Origin of the sequence: uncultured Acetobacteroides sp. (genome assembly GCF_963667355.2) — a bacterium.
Lineage (GTDB): Bacteria > Bacteroidota > Bacteroidia > Bacteroidales > ZOR0009 > Acetobacteroides.
Genome location: NZ_OY763328.2, coordinates 2,626,624 through 2,643,042, shown reverse-complemented (window position 1 = coordinate 2,643,042; position 16,419 = coordinate 2,626,624). Strand labels below are relative to the sequence as shown.

Genomic DNA, 16,419 nt, shown 5'->3' with positions numbered 1-16,419 from the left:
ACTAATCTCCCATCTTAAGAACAGCAAGAAATGCCTGTTGTGGGACTTCAACATTCCCAACCTGACGCATTCTCTTCTTGCCTTTTTTCTGCTTTTCGAGCAACTTGCGCTTACGCGATATATCTCCACCATAGCACTTTGCTGTAACATCCTTTCTAAGAGCCTTGATGGTTTCTCGTGCTATTATCTTTGCCCCAATAGCAGCCTGAATAGCAATATCGAACTGCTGACGAGGAATGAGTTCCTTTAACTTTTCACACATCTTACGACCAAAGTCGTAGGCATTATCGCGGTGAATAAGGCATGAAAGAGCATCTACAGGCTCGCTATTAAGCAGGATGTCGAGTTTTACCAGAGTAGCCTGCTGATAGCCATTCAAGTAATAATCGAACGATGCGTAACCACGTGAAATGCTCTTAAGCTTATCGTAAAAGTCAAATACGATTTCGCTTAATGGCATGTCGAAATTCACCTCAACACGGTCGGTTGAAAGGAATACCTGATTGCGAAGAATTCCACGCTTATCAATGCAAAGCTTCATGATAGTACCTAGGTACTCGGTTTTAGTGATAACCTGAGCATGAATGGTTGGCTCTTCAATAAAGTCTATAAGTGTTGGAGCAGGTAAGCCTGATGGATTGTGAACCTCAACAACGTCACCTTTGGTTGTATGTACCTTATATGAAACGTTTGGAACGGTAGTGATCACATCCATGTCGAACTCGCGGTAGAGACGCTCCTGAATGATCTCCATGTGAAGAAGCCCTAGAAAGCCTGCACGGAAACCGAAGCCCAACGCAAGCGATGACTCTGGCTCGAAGGTAAGAGAGGCATCGTTTAGCTGCAACTTTTCGAGCGAAGAACGAAGATCCTCGTAGTCATCAGAATCAACTGGATATAGACCTGCAAACACCATTGGTTTTACATCCTCAAATCCAGCAATCGCCTTACTGCAAGGCTTAGCAACCTGAGTAATAGTATCACCAACCTTCACCTCAGAGGAGGTCTTAATTCCAGAAATGATATAACCAACATCACCGGCTTTAACTTCCTGCTTTGGAAACATCTTCAACTTAAGCACCCCAATTTCATCGGCAACGTACTCCCTTCCTGTGTTGAAAAATTTCACCTTATCACCTTGGCGCAAGGTTCCGTTTGTCACCTTGAAGTAGGCGATAATTCCTCTAAAGGAGTTGAAAACAGAGTCGAAAATTAGCGCCTGAAGAGGTGCCTCAGGATTGCCAGTTGGAGCAGGTACACGACTAACGATTGCCTCTAGTATTTCGGGAACTCCAACACCTGTTTTAGCGCTAGCAGCAATAATATCTTCTGGTTTACAACCAATAAGTTCTACAATTTGGTCTGTTACCTCTTCAACCATTGCTGCATCCATATCAATCTTGTTGATAACAGGAATAATTTCGAGGTTGTGCTCAAGCGCAAGGTAAAGGTTTGATATGGTTTGTGCCTGGATGCCTTGTGTTGCATCCACGATAAGCAGTGCTCCTTCGCAGGCTGCAATAGCACGAGAAACTTCGTAGGAGAAGTCAACGTGACCAGGAGTATCAATTAGATTCAAGATATACGTTTCGTTATCCTGAACATACTCCATTTGGATGGCATGGCTCTTAATGGTAATACCCTTTTCACGCTCCAAATCCATGTCGTCTAGAACCTGGTTTTGAAACTCCCTTTCGTTAAGGGTGTGGGTTGCCTGCAGAAGTCTGTCAGCCAAGGTGCTCTTACCATGGTCGATGTGGGCTATAATACAAAAGTTTCTAAGATTCTTCATTAACCGCATTTCTTAATGCTCGCAAAGATAATCTATTAGTTTGAATTGTTGCAATATTAAAGAGTTACGGCTGGTACAGCAACTCCGTATTTCGTACTGCTTAATAATACTATTGGGGTTTTCCTACTGCTTCTTCATCAATTGCATCATTCCATTTCGATACCGCATAAACTGATTGAGGTTCTCCTTTCGCAATGGCTTTTCGGGTGGTGATTGAACCTTTAATGGATTAATTGGCTCAGCCCCCTTCCAAACACGAAAATCGAGGTGCGCCCCTGTTGAATATCCGGTGGAACCAACAAAGCCAATAACCTGTCCCTGCTGAACACGTTTACCTAATGATATCCCCTTAGCAAATCGGCTGAGATGCATGTAACTGGTTACAAAATTGGCAACGTGCTTTATCTTAATCCAGTTTCCAGCGCTACCACTGTATCCCTTGAGTATCACGACACCACTTCCTATTGTCATTACAGGCGTTCCGATAGGTGCAGAATAGTCAATCCCGTAATGTGGTCGAAATATCTTCAGTATAGGATGCAGGCGGCTACGGCTAAATCCCGAGGTTATGCGCGAAAATTTTAGAGGAGCCTTCAGAAAAGCCTTTTTGAGGCTCTGTCCATTCTCGTTCCAATACGAATCTATACTATCCTGCTTAAATGCAAAAGCATAGTAAGCTTTTCCCATATGGTTGAAGACGGCTGCGTGTATCTTCGCTATTCCGATAGAAGTAGATCCTACAAACATCTCATCATAAACCACCTTGAAACTGTCCTTTTTTTTAAGTCCAAAAAAGTCGATTTCCCAAGCGTAAACTTCAGAAAGGTCGAGAGCCAAGGCTGTATTCATCTTAGCCTCCTCGATAGCATGCCAGAGCGAAGACTTTATGGTTGTACTGCTAATCTTTCTGACAATTCGGACTGGCTTTTCGGCAACATGCACGCTCATGCTATCCTTAAACGAAAACACAACGTACTGTATAGGGGAAATTTCGTAGACCCAATACGCCAATTGCTGAGTGGAATCGGGCTGTACAAACGCTTTGAATACATGACCTGCCCGAATAGAACGCAAGTCAAACTTTCCTTCGGCTAGCTTTGAAAGGCTATCAACCTGCCTAGCACTAATTCCGCAGTCTCCAAGAATCTCTGACAAACTTTTACCCGGTGCTATCTCGTTCGTTACGACATTAAACGAATCGACAGGTATACCATACTCCATAACAGGTGGCGGAACCTCTTTCTTCCTAAATAGATCGCTAAACTGCTGAAGTAACGGCCAAAGAACTATAGATCCGGCCAACAGGATGCCAAAAGAAAGAGCCGCAACTAGCACGGCTCTTTTACTATAAAACTTTTTTAACTTCATTACATTCCACTAAAACGTCATCTACTTGGCCTTTATGGTTTCGAACCCTTTGCCGAATACCCCCATTGCATTTACAACGGAGATAAATGCATTAGGATCTTCCTGCTTGCAGATCTTGTAAACCTGATTGGTTTCAAACTTTCGCACAAGCACCATCACCACCTTTTGCTCTTCTTTGGTATACCAGCCCTGCCCATTAAGCACTGTAACTCCACGACCGACTTCGCTTGAAAGCCTATCGGCAATGGAATCGTAGCTTTTTGAGACGATAAACATCTGCACAGACTGACGTGTACCTTGCAATACCAAATCGATGGCAAACGACACCACTCCAACGCTGATATAACCGTAAACAACAGAGGTAAAGTCCTTCAGAATGAAATAGGAAGAGCCAATAATTATAACATCGCAAAGCAGTATCATCTTGCCCATGGAGATGTTGCGGTACTTGCACACGATCATGGCAATGATATCGGTACCTCCTGATGTTCCTCCTTGGGTAAAGATAAGTCCTAGCCCCGTGCCGCACAAACCACCTCCGATAATGGTGGCAAGCAAACGCTCATCGGGCAGTTTTAAGGGCGAAGAGTGAATGAACAGCTGTCCTAGCCAAAGCAGAAAAGCCGTCATTCCAATACCTATAACGGTTCGCACCCCAAACTTTCCACCAAGCACCTTAATTCCAAGGTACAGAAGGAAAACATTTATGACAAGGTAGCTGTAAGCAATCTTAATGCCACCTCCTTCGGCACCTCCAGTTGCATAGTAGATTAATGCCCCTATACCGCTGACTCCTCCGCTAACAATGTTCGCAGGAAGCAGGAAGGCGGTCCATCCTAAGGAATAAAGCGATAAACCAAATGCCATAAAGAGGTAAACTTTAAATTCCCCTAGTATGGCTTGAGTGCTAAGCTTACCCATATCTTCTATTAAATAACTATGTTAACGATCTTTCCTGGCACTACGATTACCTTCTTAGGCGATTTCCCTTCTAGGAATTTTGCGGCCTGCTCGTCGGCAAGAACGGCTTCCTCTACCTGCTTTGGATTCAGGCTTAGAGGAAGAACTTTCTTAAACCTAAGCTTGCCGTTAAACGAAACAGGATACTCGAAACTAGTTTCTACCAAATACTCCTCGTTATGCACAGGGTACTTTGCATCGTTGATGGTTGTTGTATAGCCTAGCAACGACCACAACTCCTCGGTGATGTGTGGAGCAAATGGCGAGAGCAGCACGGTTAGCGGTTCAAGAATATCACGCTTGTTGCACTTAAGGTCGGTTAGCTCGTTTACGCAAACCATAAAGGCCGAAACCGAAGTGTTGAACGAAAAGTTCTCGATATCTTCGCGAACCTTCTTGATAGTCCTATGAAGCGCCTTTAACTCGTCGGCTGAAGGCTTGTCGTTGGTTACCTGGAATTCGCCATTGCTGTTAAGGAAGAGCCTCCAGAACTTACGAAGGAAGCGGTGAACGCCATCGATACCCTTGGTATCCCAAGGCTTCGACTGCTCGAGTGGTCCAAGGAACATTTCGTACATGCGAAGGGTATCGGCACCGTAGCGCTCTACAATATCATCGGGATTAACCACGTTGAACATCGACTTCGACATCTTCTCGACAGCCCAGCCGCAAACGTACTTGCCATCCTCGAGTTCAAACTCGGCAGTAGCAAACTCTGGTCGCCACTTCTTGAACGCCTCGGTATCGAGAATATCGTTGCTTACAACATTGACATCAACGTGAATTTCCTGCGTTTGGTACTTATCCTTTAACCCTAGCGATACGAACTTGTTGGTTCCCTGAACACGGTAAACAAAGCTCGAACGGCCCTGAATCATTCCCTGGTTAATCAGCTTTTTGAAGGGTTCCTTCTCGGCAACAAAGCCAAGATCGTACAGGAACTTGTTCCAGAAGCGCGAGTAGATAAGGTGGCCCGTTGCGTGCTCGGTTCCCCCAATGTAGAGGTCGACGTTACGCCAGTACTCGTTAGCCTCCTTAGACACCAGCGCCTTGTCGTTGGTTGGGTCCATGTAGCGGAGGTAGTAGGCCGATGAGCCTGCGAAGCCTGGCATGGTACTCAGCTCGAATGGATATCCATCGGTGGTAGCCCAATTCTTGGCACGGCCAAGCGGTGGCTCGCCCGTTTCGGTTGGGAGGAAGGCATCCACCTCGGGTAGCTCCAATGGAAGCTTATCATCCTCGATGGCGTAGGGAAGCCCATCCTTAAAGTAGATGGGGAATGGCTCGCCCCAGTAGCGCTGGCGGCTAAAGATGGCGTCGCGCAGGCGGTAGTTGATTTGGCGCTTACCAATGCCACGAGCCTCCACCTCGTCGATGGCGCGGTTTACGGCCTGCTTCACCTCCATCCCGTTTAGGAAATCGGAGTTGATGAGCTTGCCCTCCTTGGCGTCGTAGCTTTCGTTGGTAATATCGCCACCGGCAACCACCTCGATGATGTCGATACCGAAGTGCTTAGCAAAGGCGTAGTCGCGGCTATCGTGGGCAGGAACGGCCATGATGGCGCCGGTTCCGTAGCCGATAAGCACATAGTCGCTTATGTAAATTGGGATTTGCTTTCCGTTAAATGGGTTGATGGCGTAGCCTCCTGTAAACTGGCCGCTCACGCGCTTTTCGGCCATGCGCTCGCGCTCGCTACGCTTCTTGGTCTCGTCGATATAGGCTTGAACGGCCTCGCGGCACTCGGGCGTGGTAAGCTCCATCACCATGTCGTGCTCGGGGGCAATTACCATGAAGGTAACGCCGAAGATGGTGTCGGGACGGGTGGTGAAGACCTCCAGCTGCTTTTCGCTATCCTTCAATCCGAAGAATACCTGGGCACCCTGCGAGCGGCCAATCCAGTTACGCTGGATCTCCTTCAGCGAGTCGGTCCACTCCAGCTCCTCGAGCTCGTCGAGCAGGCGCTGGGCGTAGGCCGAGATACGGAGCGACCACTGGCGCATTTTGCGCTGCACCACGGGGAAGCCTCCTCGAACCGAAAGGCCATCCTTTACCTCGTCGTTGGCCAGCACGGTGCCCAGCTCGGCGCACCAGTTAACCATAGTATCGGCAAGGTAGGCGATGCGGTACTGCAGCAGGATCTCCTGCTGAGCGGTTTCGCCCATGGCGTTCCACTCAGCGGCAGTGAATGCAGGTACATCGCCACAGGCGGCATCTACATTGCCGTTACCGTTGATTCGGAACTCTTCGATAAGGCCATCAATAGGCTCGGCCTTCTGGGTTTTATTGTTGTAGTAACTCCGGAACATGAGCAGGAACGCCCACTGGGTCCACTTGTAGTACGAGGGGTTGCAGGTGCGGAACTCGCGGCTCCAGTCGTAGGAGAAGCCGATCTTGTCGAGCTGCTCGCGGTAGCGCTTAATGTTGATATCGGTGGTGATGGCTGGGTGCTGCCCCGTTTGGATGGCGTACTGCTCGGCGGGAAGGCCGAAGGCATCGTAGCCCATGGGGTGAAGCACGTTGAAGCCCTCCAGGCGCTTGAAGCGCGAAAAGATGTCGGAAGCGATATACCCTAGCGGGTGCCCCACGTGCAGCCCAGCACCCGATGGGTAGGGAAACATGTCGAGGACGTAGAACTTGGGCCTCGAAGCATCCACATCAACCTTATAGGTCTTATTCTCGCGCCAGCGCTGCTGCCACTTCTTCTCTATATCAACAAAATTGTATTCCATGATGACTTGCATTACTCTTTGACCTGCGAAATTAGCAAAAAGATGGTAGAATAAAGTTTTAACATTGGCAAAGTAGCGATTCCTCGCCAACCCGCCAAGGGCAATCCAAACAAAACCGAGGGGTAGGCGTTTTTATACTAAACGAACCCTAACACAATCTAGCAATGAGCTTCATCAAGGAATTTAAAGACTTCATCTCGAAGGGCAGCGTCATCGACCTAGCCGTTGCCGTGGTCATCGGCGGCGCCTTCGGGCAGATTGTTTCGTCGGCCGTGAACGACATCCTGATGCCCGTGGTAGGCCTCCTGCTTGGGGGCATCGACTTTGCCTCGTGGAAGATTACGCTGAAGGAGGCCGTGGTGGCCGCCAACGGCACCATCGGCCAGCCAGCCGTGACGATGAACATCGGCAGCTTCATCCAGGTAACGGTCAACTTCCTGCTCATCGCCCTCTTCATCTTCATCGCCCTTAAGGGGCTAATGCACCTGAAGCGGCAGAAGGCCGCGGCACCTCCCGCACCCGCCGCCCCTAGCCAGGAGGCCCAGCTGCTGGCCGAGATTCGCGACCTGCTGAAGAAGGAACAGGGCTAGCCCCCCTCCTTTTAAGGGGATAACTAGCCATGAATATGCATTAGGCTTTGAGAAAAACAGCTTAGCTAAGGCACAAACAGAAAGCCCCCTCCATTGCTGACGGGGGCTTTCACCAACCATTTTAACTTTATAAACTGAAAAATACATGGGTATACAGCAGGACCTTCGCAGGTGCTAGTACTATTTTGTTCCTTTCTTTTTTTCCTCTTCCTCTTTCTTCTTCTTTTCCTCCTCTTCTTTTTTCTTCTTGGCCAGCGTTTCGCGGGTTCGGATGAGGGCTATCACGGCATCGGCCTCGTGGTTTACCTTGCCGATGGCGTCGGCGTACTCGGCCTTTCCCTCTATCTTATAGAGCGCCTCTATCAGCTCGAACACCTCGGTGCACTGGGTCTTGGCGCGCTTGGCCACCACGTGAGCGGCTTCGCCAGCGTCCTCGGCCACGGCCAGCTTGCTACGGATGCCAGCTGCGGTGTCGAACTCCTCCTGCGCCACCATCACATTTTGCCACAGCGGCTGTGCGCTGAGCCCGGCCATCGCCTCGGCGTGACGCCCCGTGCTGAAGAGCCCGTTAAGGGTACGGATGGTGGTGCTCTCCTCCTTCAGAGGGAGGCTGTTGAGCGTGTAGCCGTTGGCCTTTAGGGTATCGTGAATGAGCAGCGCCTGCTCGCGGGTGGTGGCGTTGCGGCTATGGGTAAACGCCTCGATGAAGGTGCGGAAGGTGAGGTACTCGCCGTCGCGGTAGTCGTCAATCTCGTTTACGCTTCGGGTTTCGCCCTTAAGGTTCGTCTTCGGCAGCGCGGCATCGAGCTCCTTGCTTACGTCAGACAGCCCCACCAGCGCCAGCTTCAGCTTGGGGTTGAGCGGCCCTAGGGTATCGAGAAAAGGGTAAATTACATGAAGAAAATCGGACAATTCGTTAACACGGATGTTGTTTAAACAATTTCTTGTAAATCTCATAAGTTGTAGTTTTTAGGTTTGCGCTGTTAAAATAGGAATAATTCCATTACGTCCGTCTAAGTTAAATATTATTTTTTTGTACTAGCTTCTTATTTCATAAAAAGCCAGGAGCCAAACGAAAAGGCATTACCATCTCTTATGGTTCCATAAGATGGTGCTCAGGGGGTCGAAGCATGCTCTCATGGCACCATGAGAGAGCCATAAGGGGGGCGGAAAATGCTCTCATGCACCCATGAAAATCCCGTTTGGGGTCAAATCATGCATTCATGGAACCATGAGAGACTGCTCGGAAGGGCGAATCACGCCCTCATAAAACCTTGAAGAGACTGATCGAAGGCTCAAGCACGCCCCTACACAGCCCAAGAAGGGCGCATCTGGAGCAGCAGCCAACGCTGCCGCCACAGGTGCGCCCTTCGGTATATACTCCAGCGGACTAGCGCCCGCCGAGGCTCCCCTCGAAGGGGATAATCAGCTTAAAGCCGAAGCTGCGGCCCATATTGTAGATGCCCGAGCGCCCAGTAACGGGGTTCTCGGGGGCGTACTTCAGGCGGCTGAGGTGGCTCTGGTAGGCCCTGTCGGCAAGGTTGGTGGCCGAGAGGACGATGGTGCACACGGTTCGGCCCCGCACCACCCAGTCGGTGCCCACGCCCGCGTTCAGCAGCACGTATCCCGGGGTGGCCGTCTCGGTGCCGTAGGCCGAGTACACCTCGCCCTGGCGGAAGTAGGTCTCCACGTCGAAGCGCACGTAGCTGTTGGCCAGGCCGCGCGACAGCCTATGCCCCTCGAGCTTTACGCCCGACATCAGCTTGGCCGGCGGGGTAAAGGGCAGGTGGCTGGCCGCCGATGGCTGGTGGCGCAGCGTGGCCAGGACGTACGAGAACGAGCTTTCGAGGTGAATCCAGTCGAAGGGATGGGGGTGGATGTCCAGGCGGGCCTCGCCGCCGGTAAGGTGGGCATCGCCCTGGTCGAACCTAAAGGCATCCACGCCGCCGATGGTGGAGTCGGCCCCAGCGCTGCTGCTGAGCTTGTGCAGGTAGATGTAGCGGCTGATCCAGCTGCTGAAGAGGCTAACCTCGGCCGAGATGTGCTCGGAGCTGTACCCGGCGCCCAGGTCGGCCTGCAGGCTATGCTCGGGGCTCAGGTTGGGGTCGCCCAGCTCGTAGCGGAGGGTACCCTCGTGCACGCCGTTCGAGCCCAGCTCGGCGATGTTGGGGGCGCGGTACCCCCGCGAGACGTTCGCCTTCAGGAAGGCGTACCGCGAGAGCTGCCAGGTGGCCCCCACGCTCCCCGAGATGCCCGAGAAGGCGGAGCTAAAGCGCCCGAATCGGACGCTGCCATCGGGCATGGGCTGCGGCGTAGCCTCGCCGCTGGCGTCGAGGTACAGGCTGCGCGAGTTGATGCTGCGGCGGTCGAAGCGCAGGCCACCCGTCAGGTCAACCCCTCCGAGGTTCTTACGGATGATGCCGAAGACACCCGCATCGAAGAGGTTGTACTCGGGCACCAGCACCTCCTCGCCCAGGTTACGCGACGTTTGCCCCATGCCGTTGACGCCCACCGAGCACGAGGCCCCCCAGCGCTCGGGCAGCTGGTACTGGAGGTCGTAGCTAACGGTGTTGAGCTTAAAGTAGAGCTCGGGCGTACTGGGGGCCAGCACATCGGCCAGCTCCTTGCGCTGGTTCTGCTGGAAGCCGACGATGGCCCTCAGTCCACCCTCGCCCACCCGCACGTAGGCGTTGAGCACCGCCCGGTAGTGGCCAATCTGCTGCGATGGGGTAGCCGGCTGGTAGCTGCGGCCGTCGGCATCGGTGGCCAGCACCTCCTCGGCCACACCTCCGCGATTCACCTGCCGTACGAAGCGCCCGGTGGCCGCATCGCGCTCGCCCTCCACAATGCCGGGCTCCAGCTCGTAGCGGCCAAGGGTAAGGTTGGCGAAGCCCCAATCGCGCTTAAGCCCCAGCAGAAGGGAGGCGTTGTTCTCCCTAAAGCCCGAGTTGAAGACGTAGCCGTCGTAGCGGTTCCGGTAGCTGTGCGCCAGCTTGCCGCTCAGGCGGGCATCCCACACCAGGCTCCCGGCGTTACCCGCCGCGTTGGCCGACAGGCCTGCTAGCCCGTTGTTGGTCTGGTACTCGCTAAGGATGCTGCCGCGGATGGCCCCATTGGTGGGCAGCGGTGGCGATATCAGGTTGATAACGCCCGCCAGAGCGTCGGAGCCGTAGGCCAGGCTGGCCGGCCCCTTCAGGATCTCCACGCGCTCCACGCCGTAGGCATCCACCTCTACGCCGTGCTCGTCGCCCCACTGCTGGCCCTCCTGCCGAACGCCGTCGGATACCACCAGCACGCGGTTGTAGCCCAACCCACGAATGACGGGCTTGGAGATGCCCGCCCCCGTGGTAATCTGCGCGACGCCGGGCTGCGCCGCCAGCGCATCGATGATGTTGGACGATGCCGCCTCCACCAGCAGCTGCCGGGGCACCACCGATATGGGCGCGGGGCTGCGCTTCTGCTCGATGGCCTTAGCGTTGCCCGTAACCACCACCTCGTTAATCTCGGTAGCAGCAGGCTCCAGGGCCAGCACCACCACCGAGTCGGTACCCACGCCCACCTCGCGAATCAGATTTCGGAAGCCCACGAAGGAGGCCTGCAGCATCACCCGCCGCGCCGGGATGCGCCGCAGGGTAAACGCCCCATCGGCGTTGGTGGTGGTGCCCACCTTTAAATCGGGAAGATAGACGGAAACACCCGCCATTGGCTGCCGCGACGCTTGGTCCACGATTCTGCCCGAAAGCGCCCCCTGCCCAAACAGCAGCGGCGCACTCGCCATCAGCAAAACCGCAGCAGCAAAAAGTTGTCTAACTATACTTTTCATGCTAGGATTTAGTCTTTTTGATGAGAAATAAAAGGGCACAGCAGGCGCATTCCCCGCTAGGGAAAGCCCACGTACCGAACAAAAAAGAATGCTAAACCCCAGCAGGCGGAGCCCGAAGGAGGAAGAGAACAATGGGAGCCACAAACGGAAGACAGACATCAAAAGTCTCCCGCCTAAAGGCAATCGGAGTAAGATTGAAGTGGTGCGAAAGGTCGTCGACCACAAACGTAAGGTAGTCGAACTGGCATATCTCGCAGGCATGCTGCGGCCCATGCACGCTCACCACAGATAGATCGACATCCTGATGCTCGATATGGTGGTGGTGAAACACCTTCAGCGCAAAGGGGAATAGGAATACGAGCAGCAGCAATGCGGCTATCCGTGCTCTTATGTCCCTACTCTGCTTCATTTATCCCACAAAGCTAGCCGCAGGATGCGAAAAAGGTTCCCATTATCCGTTAATAAACCTAATGGGAAGAAAATAGCTACATTTTTACGCCAATATGCGCACTTTACGTTTTGAATTCTCGGAGGATTTCCTACTTTAGGCGCCTGTAACCGCTAACGATAAGCTTATACCTTAGACAATTCTAAGCCCCTCGTGGCGTTAGAACTAATACAGATTCATTATGGAATTCAGTTCGGATATCCTAACCCTCCCCGGCTACGGAAGCTCGGGAGCAAACCACTGGCAGACACTTTGGGAAAAAGAGCACGGTTTCAAGCGCATTGAGCAGCACGATTGGGCCACCCCCGCCTGCGACGACTGGGTGGAGGCCATCGAAAAAGAGATTGGCACGCGCGATGCCGACAACGTAATTGTAGTAGCCCACAGCTTGGCCTGCATCGCCATGGCCTTTTGGGTGGAGCGCTACAACCGCTACATCAAGGGGGCGCTGCTGGTTGCCCCCTGCGACACCGAAGCCCCTACCGCCCCTACGGGCATCGTCGGCTTCGACCCCATCCCCGAGGTGGAGTTCCCCTTTCCCACCATTCTCATAACCAGCCTAAACGACCACTACACCACCTACGAGCGTGCCGAGGCCTTTGCCGGGTGCTGGGGTAGCGAGCTGGTAACCCTTGGTAACGCCGGCCACATCAACCCCGCTTCGGGCTACGGCAGGTGGCACTGGGGGATCGAGCTGCTAAAACGGCTCGACGAATAAGCGCCTTCCCGACATTACCCTACATTCGAAAGCACTAATACCATAATAATACACATCAATGCTTCAGAAAACACTTCTAGCGCTAGGCATGCTATCTATGCCGATGCTTAGCGCCTATGCCCAGCAGGTCGTTCGGCCCAGCAGCCCCAGCATCAAGGCTCAAGGCCGTGTCGACACCACCAACCCCGAACGGTACCGATTCGACTATCCCGGCGTTCGGTTCACCATGCAGTTTTCGGGTAGCAGCAGCATTGCCGCCAAGCTAAAGGGTAGCGCGCAAACCTACTTCGAGGCCTTTGTCGATGGCAAGCCCGCGCTCGACCCCTCGGGCCGTCAGGCTATCTACCGCTCCTTTGGTGATACCACCATCGTAATCGCCAGCAAGCTCGCCAAGAATCAGCCCCACGAGGTAATACTCTTTAAGCGCACCGAGAATCTCGACAACACGCCTGCCGAGTTCATGGGCTTCGTTGTTGACGATAAGGCCTCGTGCAGCCCCGCACACTACAAGGCTCGAAGGATAGAGTTTCTGGGCAACTCCATCACCTGCGCCTTTGGCACCGAGTCGAAGGATATCCACTCGACATTTACAGCCGAAACCGAGAACAACTACCTGAGCTACGCCAACGTGCTCTCCCGCGCCTTCGATGCCGACGCTAACATCGTTGCCCACTCGGGCCGAGGCGTTGTTCGCAACTACGGAGATAAGAGCATGGTATCGACCAAGGAGGCTACCGTACCCAAGCTCTTCGGCCGCGTGCTCGACTCCGACTCCACCTCCCGCTGGGACTTTAAGCGCTACCAACCCGATGCCGTAGTGGTAAACCTTGGCACCAACGACTACTCCACCTGGCCACAGCCCCTCAAGTCGCTCTTCATCGATGGCTACCTAAAGCTCATCGCCAAGATCAGAGCCGCCTACGGCAGCCAAACGCAGATCTTCTGCATCGTTGGCCCCATGATAGACGAGCCCTGCTACAGCTACGTTAAGGAGATGGTGGAGATGCAGCGAAATACCAACAACGACTCGCACATCCACTTTATTGGGATACCCAAGTCGATACTCGCGTTGGATAAAGACTACGGCGCATCGGGCCACCCCGGTGGCGATGGCCAAAAGAAGATGGCCCAGATCGTGGCGCCTGTAATCAGCACCGTTATGGGCTGGAGCTACAGCCGCACCGAGATGGACGACATCAAGGGCGGACAAGGATTCTACTCTAGGGAAAAGTAAAACCATCTATACCGAACATAAAGAAGGGCTGTTGCAGCAAAGCAACAGCCCTTCTCTTTTGTCTGATGTATATAAAACTAATGATTCATGAAGTCCACTACCTAGCTGTTGGGCTGGCGAGGTGGGCAATACGTTCAGCCAGTTCCAGGCACATCCTACCGTTGTGGTAGGGACACTTCCAAAGTCCGGCTCTATCGTCGGTGGTATTCTTGCTACCATCAGCGGCAACGCTCCAGTACCACTCGCCACCATCGGCAATCAGGTTTTTTTTGATGAACTCCCAGCAGCCTACGGCCCGCTGAAGCCCCAGCTCCGAACCAAAATGCTCGAATAGGCTAAAGAAGCCAACAACCGTCTCCGCCTGAACCCACCAATGCCTATCGGTATCGGTATGGTTGGCATCTAGGTTGGTTTCGTAAATCATGCTGCCATCGGATTGAAGCCCTTGGGTAGATGCTTCGGCGATGCGCTTAACCAGCGGAGAGATGCTTTCGACCAGCGCCTCATCGCCAAGCACCAATGCCGCCTCGTGAATCAACCACGAACCCTCTATGTCGTGCCCGTACGATACGAAGTTGCCCTTCTTATTCCAGTACTCGTCGAAGAATAGGTCGAAATGCGCCGTCTCGGAGTTGGTAATCTGCGTAGCAAAAATGCTGATAAGGTTTCGCAGCTGCTGCTCCAGCTGCTCATCCTTCCATACCCTATACAGGTTCGCGTAGGGCTCAAGGATGTGCAAATGGGTATTCATCGTCTTCTTCTCATTTGCATCCTTTGCGCTCAGGCGCATGTCCTCAATCTCGTGCCAGTCGGCAGTAAACGCCTCGAAGTAGCCGTTCAACTCCTTGTCGAAGGCATACTTTTCGATGATGTAGAAAAGTTCCTTAGCCTTATCCAACGCCCTCTGGCTGCCGGTTGCCCTAGCATACTCACTTAAACCATATATAACGAATCCCTGTGCGTAGATCTGCTTTTTGGTATCCTTCGGATTGCCATTACAGTCTACCGTCCAGTAAACACCACCATTCTCCTTATCCCAGAACTTATCGAGGATGTAGTCCATGGCGCGTGTTGCCGCATCAAGGTATTCGGGTCTCCCCAACACCCGATAGGCTGCCGAAAAGGTCCAGAGCATACGAGCATTAAGCACAGCACCCTTGTCGGCTTCGGGATGTAGCACCCCGTTGCCGTCAATACGTCCGTAAAAGCCACCTCGCTTATCGTCAACGGCGTTAAGCCAAAACGAAAGGATATTTTGGCTTAGCTCATTTACCATTTCATCGCGAAGAACTAATAAATCCTTATGCATGAACTTTGCTTGATGATTGTTTGCTCCTAATTTCTCCCAATCCCTTTTCAACCTCTTCCATTCTCGACTCTGTTAGCGGATAGAAGAAGATGAAGATAACCGAAAGCGCAGTTCCAACAGCAGGAAGGAAGCTTAGCATCATGCGAATGCCATTCTGTACATCGGCATTTTGAACCACATTGGCCTTAAACCCATAGTATCCCAGCAACCAGCCGGTTAATGCGCCACCAACAGTCCATCCCAGCTTCTGCGACATCGACGACGACGAGAAGATAAGCCCCGTAGCCCTGCGACCAGTCTTCAACTCGGAGTAATCGGTAATGTCTGCATACATCGACCAAAGCAATGGGAAGATGCTTCCGGCACACATGCTGATGAGGAATTGAAGCCCAAGAATTGCCCCAATGCTATTCTTACCTATAAAGTAGAAGCCAATGCTTAGCGCCGTTGCAATAACCATTGCAAACATGTAGGTATTCTTCTTTCCAATTCGGTTAGATATTGGGGTTACCAAAACAATCCCCACAATATTGGCAATCTGCCCCAACACCAAGTAAAGCGTGGTTAGCGACAGGGATGCATCTACAAAGCCAAGCTTAAACACGCCAATATCGTCTACGTAGTACTTAAAGTAGTAAACTGCCGCACCATCGCGAATAGAGTTGAAGATAAGCGCAGCAACACCAGCACCTAGCAATATCCACCAAGGACGGTTGCGGAACAAGTCCTTAACATCGTCGCCCAACGCGTTGTTCTCCTCCTTTATTGGCTTAACACGCTCCTTAGTCCAGAAGAATGTACCCATAAAGAACACTACCGCAATTACGGCAAACACGCCAATAGCAGCCTGCCAGCCAAATGCAAGGTTAACGCCTTCCTTTGTACGGCTAAATATCTCCACTAATGGCTCTATAAGCAAAAGGGAAATGATGCTACCACCAAATGCGAATATCATACGGTACGACGAAAGCTCCGTCCTAGTCTTTGGATCGGACGACATAACCCCTAGTAACGATGCGTATGGCACATTAATAAGCGAGTAAATCATCATCATCAAGGTGTAGGTGATGTATGCATATACAATCTTACCACCTTCGCCAAAGCCGGGCACGGTAAACGTTAGCACGCCAATTATTCCAAATGGAACGGCAACCCACAAAATATAAGGACGGAATTTCCCCCAACGCGACTCGGTTCTATCCCCCATCACTCCTACAATAGGATCGATAAGCGAATCCCAAATACGTGTCACCAAAAACATGGTTCCAACAATAGCCGCTGGAATCCCAAAAATATCGGTATAGAAGAAAAGTAGGTACATGCTAAACAGCTTCCAAAACATCGACGAAGCAGCATCACCTAATCCGTATCCAACCTTTTCCCTAAATTTTACTACAGCACTCTTATTCATTATTCCGAGTTATTGTAACGGGTTAAGCAGGGTGTTT

The 16,419-nt window shown here is 52.3% G+C and carries 12 protein-coding genes; 3 read left to right on the top strand and 9 right to left on the bottom strand.

All coding sequences use genetic code 11. From position 1 onward, the window contains the following. Position 1 precedes the first annotated feature (1 nt). From lepA to leuS, 4 genes are all read right to left on the bottom strand, one after another. Positions 2-1,792, bottom strand: a complete 1,791-nt coding sequence (gene lepA / locus ACHZA1_RS10900; protein WP_320051913.1) for a translation elongation factor 4 — start codon at positions 1,790-1,792, stop codon at positions 2-4. 123 nt (positions 1,793-1,915) lie between these two features. Next, positions 1,916-3,160: a peptidoglycan DD-metalloendopeptidase family protein gene (locus tag ACHZA1_RS10895; protein WP_320051912.1), complete on the bottom strand. Its 1,245-nt coding sequence runs from the start codon at positions 3,158-3,160 to the stop codon at positions 1,916-1,918. Positions 3,161-3,181: 21 nt separating this feature from the next. Continuing rightward, positions 3,182-4,027 carry a YitT family protein gene (locus ACHZA1_RS10890; protein ID WP_320051911.1) on the bottom strand — a complete coding sequence of 282 codons (846 nt, stop codon included), beginning with the start codon at positions 4,025-4,027 and terminating at the stop codon, positions 3,182-3,184. Between the two features lie 62 nt (positions 4,028-4,089). Beyond that, positions 4,090-6,849: a leucine--tRNA ligase gene (gene leuS / locus ACHZA1_RS10885; protein WP_320051910.1), complete on the bottom strand. Its 2,760-nt coding sequence runs from the start codon at positions 6,847-6,849 to the stop codon at positions 4,090-4,092. A 164-nt stretch (positions 6,850-7,013) separates the two neighbouring features. On the opposite strand from leuS, the gene mscL reads away from it, so the two are divergent. Further along, a complete protein-coding gene (mscL, locus tag ACHZA1_RS10880; RefSeq protein ID WP_320051909.1) occupies positions 7,014-7,439 on the top strand; it encodes a large-conductance mechanosensitive channel protein MscL in 426 nt (141 codons plus the stop codon). Between the two features lie 180 nt (positions 7,440-7,619). Here mscL and ACHZA1_RS10875 read toward each other — a convergent pair whose 3' ends face one another. The 3 genes from ACHZA1_RS10875 to ACHZA1_RS10865 form a co-directional block, all read right to left on the bottom strand. After that, positions 7,620-8,396, bottom strand: coding sequence for a DUF6261 family protein (locus ACHZA1_RS10875; RefSeq protein ID WP_320051908.1), 777 nt, complete (start codon positions 8,394-8,396; stop codon positions 7,620-7,622). A gap of 433 nt (positions 8,397-8,829) precedes the next feature. After that, on the bottom strand, positions 8,830-11,262 hold the full coding sequence (locus ACHZA1_RS10870) for a TonB-dependent receptor (protein WP_320051907.1): 2,433 nt from the start codon (positions 11,260-11,262) through the stop codon (positions 8,830-8,832). 91 nt (positions 11,263-11,353) lie between these two features. Continuing rightward, the gene (locus tag ACHZA1_RS10865; RefSeq protein ID WP_320051906.1) at positions 11,354-11,671 is read right to left on the bottom strand and encodes a hypothetical protein; all 318 of its coding nucleotides are present in this window, start codon (positions 11,669-11,671) and stop codon (positions 11,354-11,356) included. A 220-nt stretch (positions 11,672-11,891) separates the two neighbouring features. Here ACHZA1_RS10865 and ACHZA1_RS10860 point away from each other — a divergent pair, with 220 nt between their 5' ends. Continuing rightward, on the top strand, positions 11,892-12,428 hold the full coding sequence (locus tag ACHZA1_RS10860) for an alpha/beta fold hydrolase (RefSeq protein WP_320051905.1): 537 nt from the start codon (positions 11,892-11,894) through the stop codon (positions 12,426-12,428). A gap of 58 nt (positions 12,429-12,486) precedes the next feature. Beyond that, positions 12,487-13,662, top strand: a complete 1,176-nt coding sequence (locus ACHZA1_RS10855; RefSeq protein ID WP_320051904.1) for a GDSL-type esterase/lipase family protein — start codon at positions 12,487-12,489, stop codon at positions 13,660-13,662. A 97-nt stretch (positions 13,663-13,759) separates the two neighbouring features. On the opposite strand, the gene ACHZA1_RS10850 is transcribed toward ACHZA1_RS10855, so the two are convergent. Together ACHZA1_RS10850 and ACHZA1_RS10845 are read right to left on the bottom strand one after the other, a co-directional pair. Continuing rightward, a complete protein-coding gene (locus tag ACHZA1_RS10850) occupies positions 13,760-14,971 on the bottom strand; it encodes an AGE family epimerase/isomerase (protein WP_320051903.1) in 1,212 nt (403 codons plus the stop codon). Continuing rightward, on the bottom strand, positions 14,964-16,382 hold the full coding sequence (locus ACHZA1_RS10845; RefSeq protein WP_320051902.1) for an MFS transporter: 1,419 nt from the start codon (positions 16,380-16,382) through the stop codon (positions 14,964-14,966). Before ACHZA1_RS10845 ends, ACHZA1_RS10850 begins: the two co-directional genes overlap by 8 nt. Between the last annotated feature and the right edge of the window lie 37 nt (positions 16,383-16,419).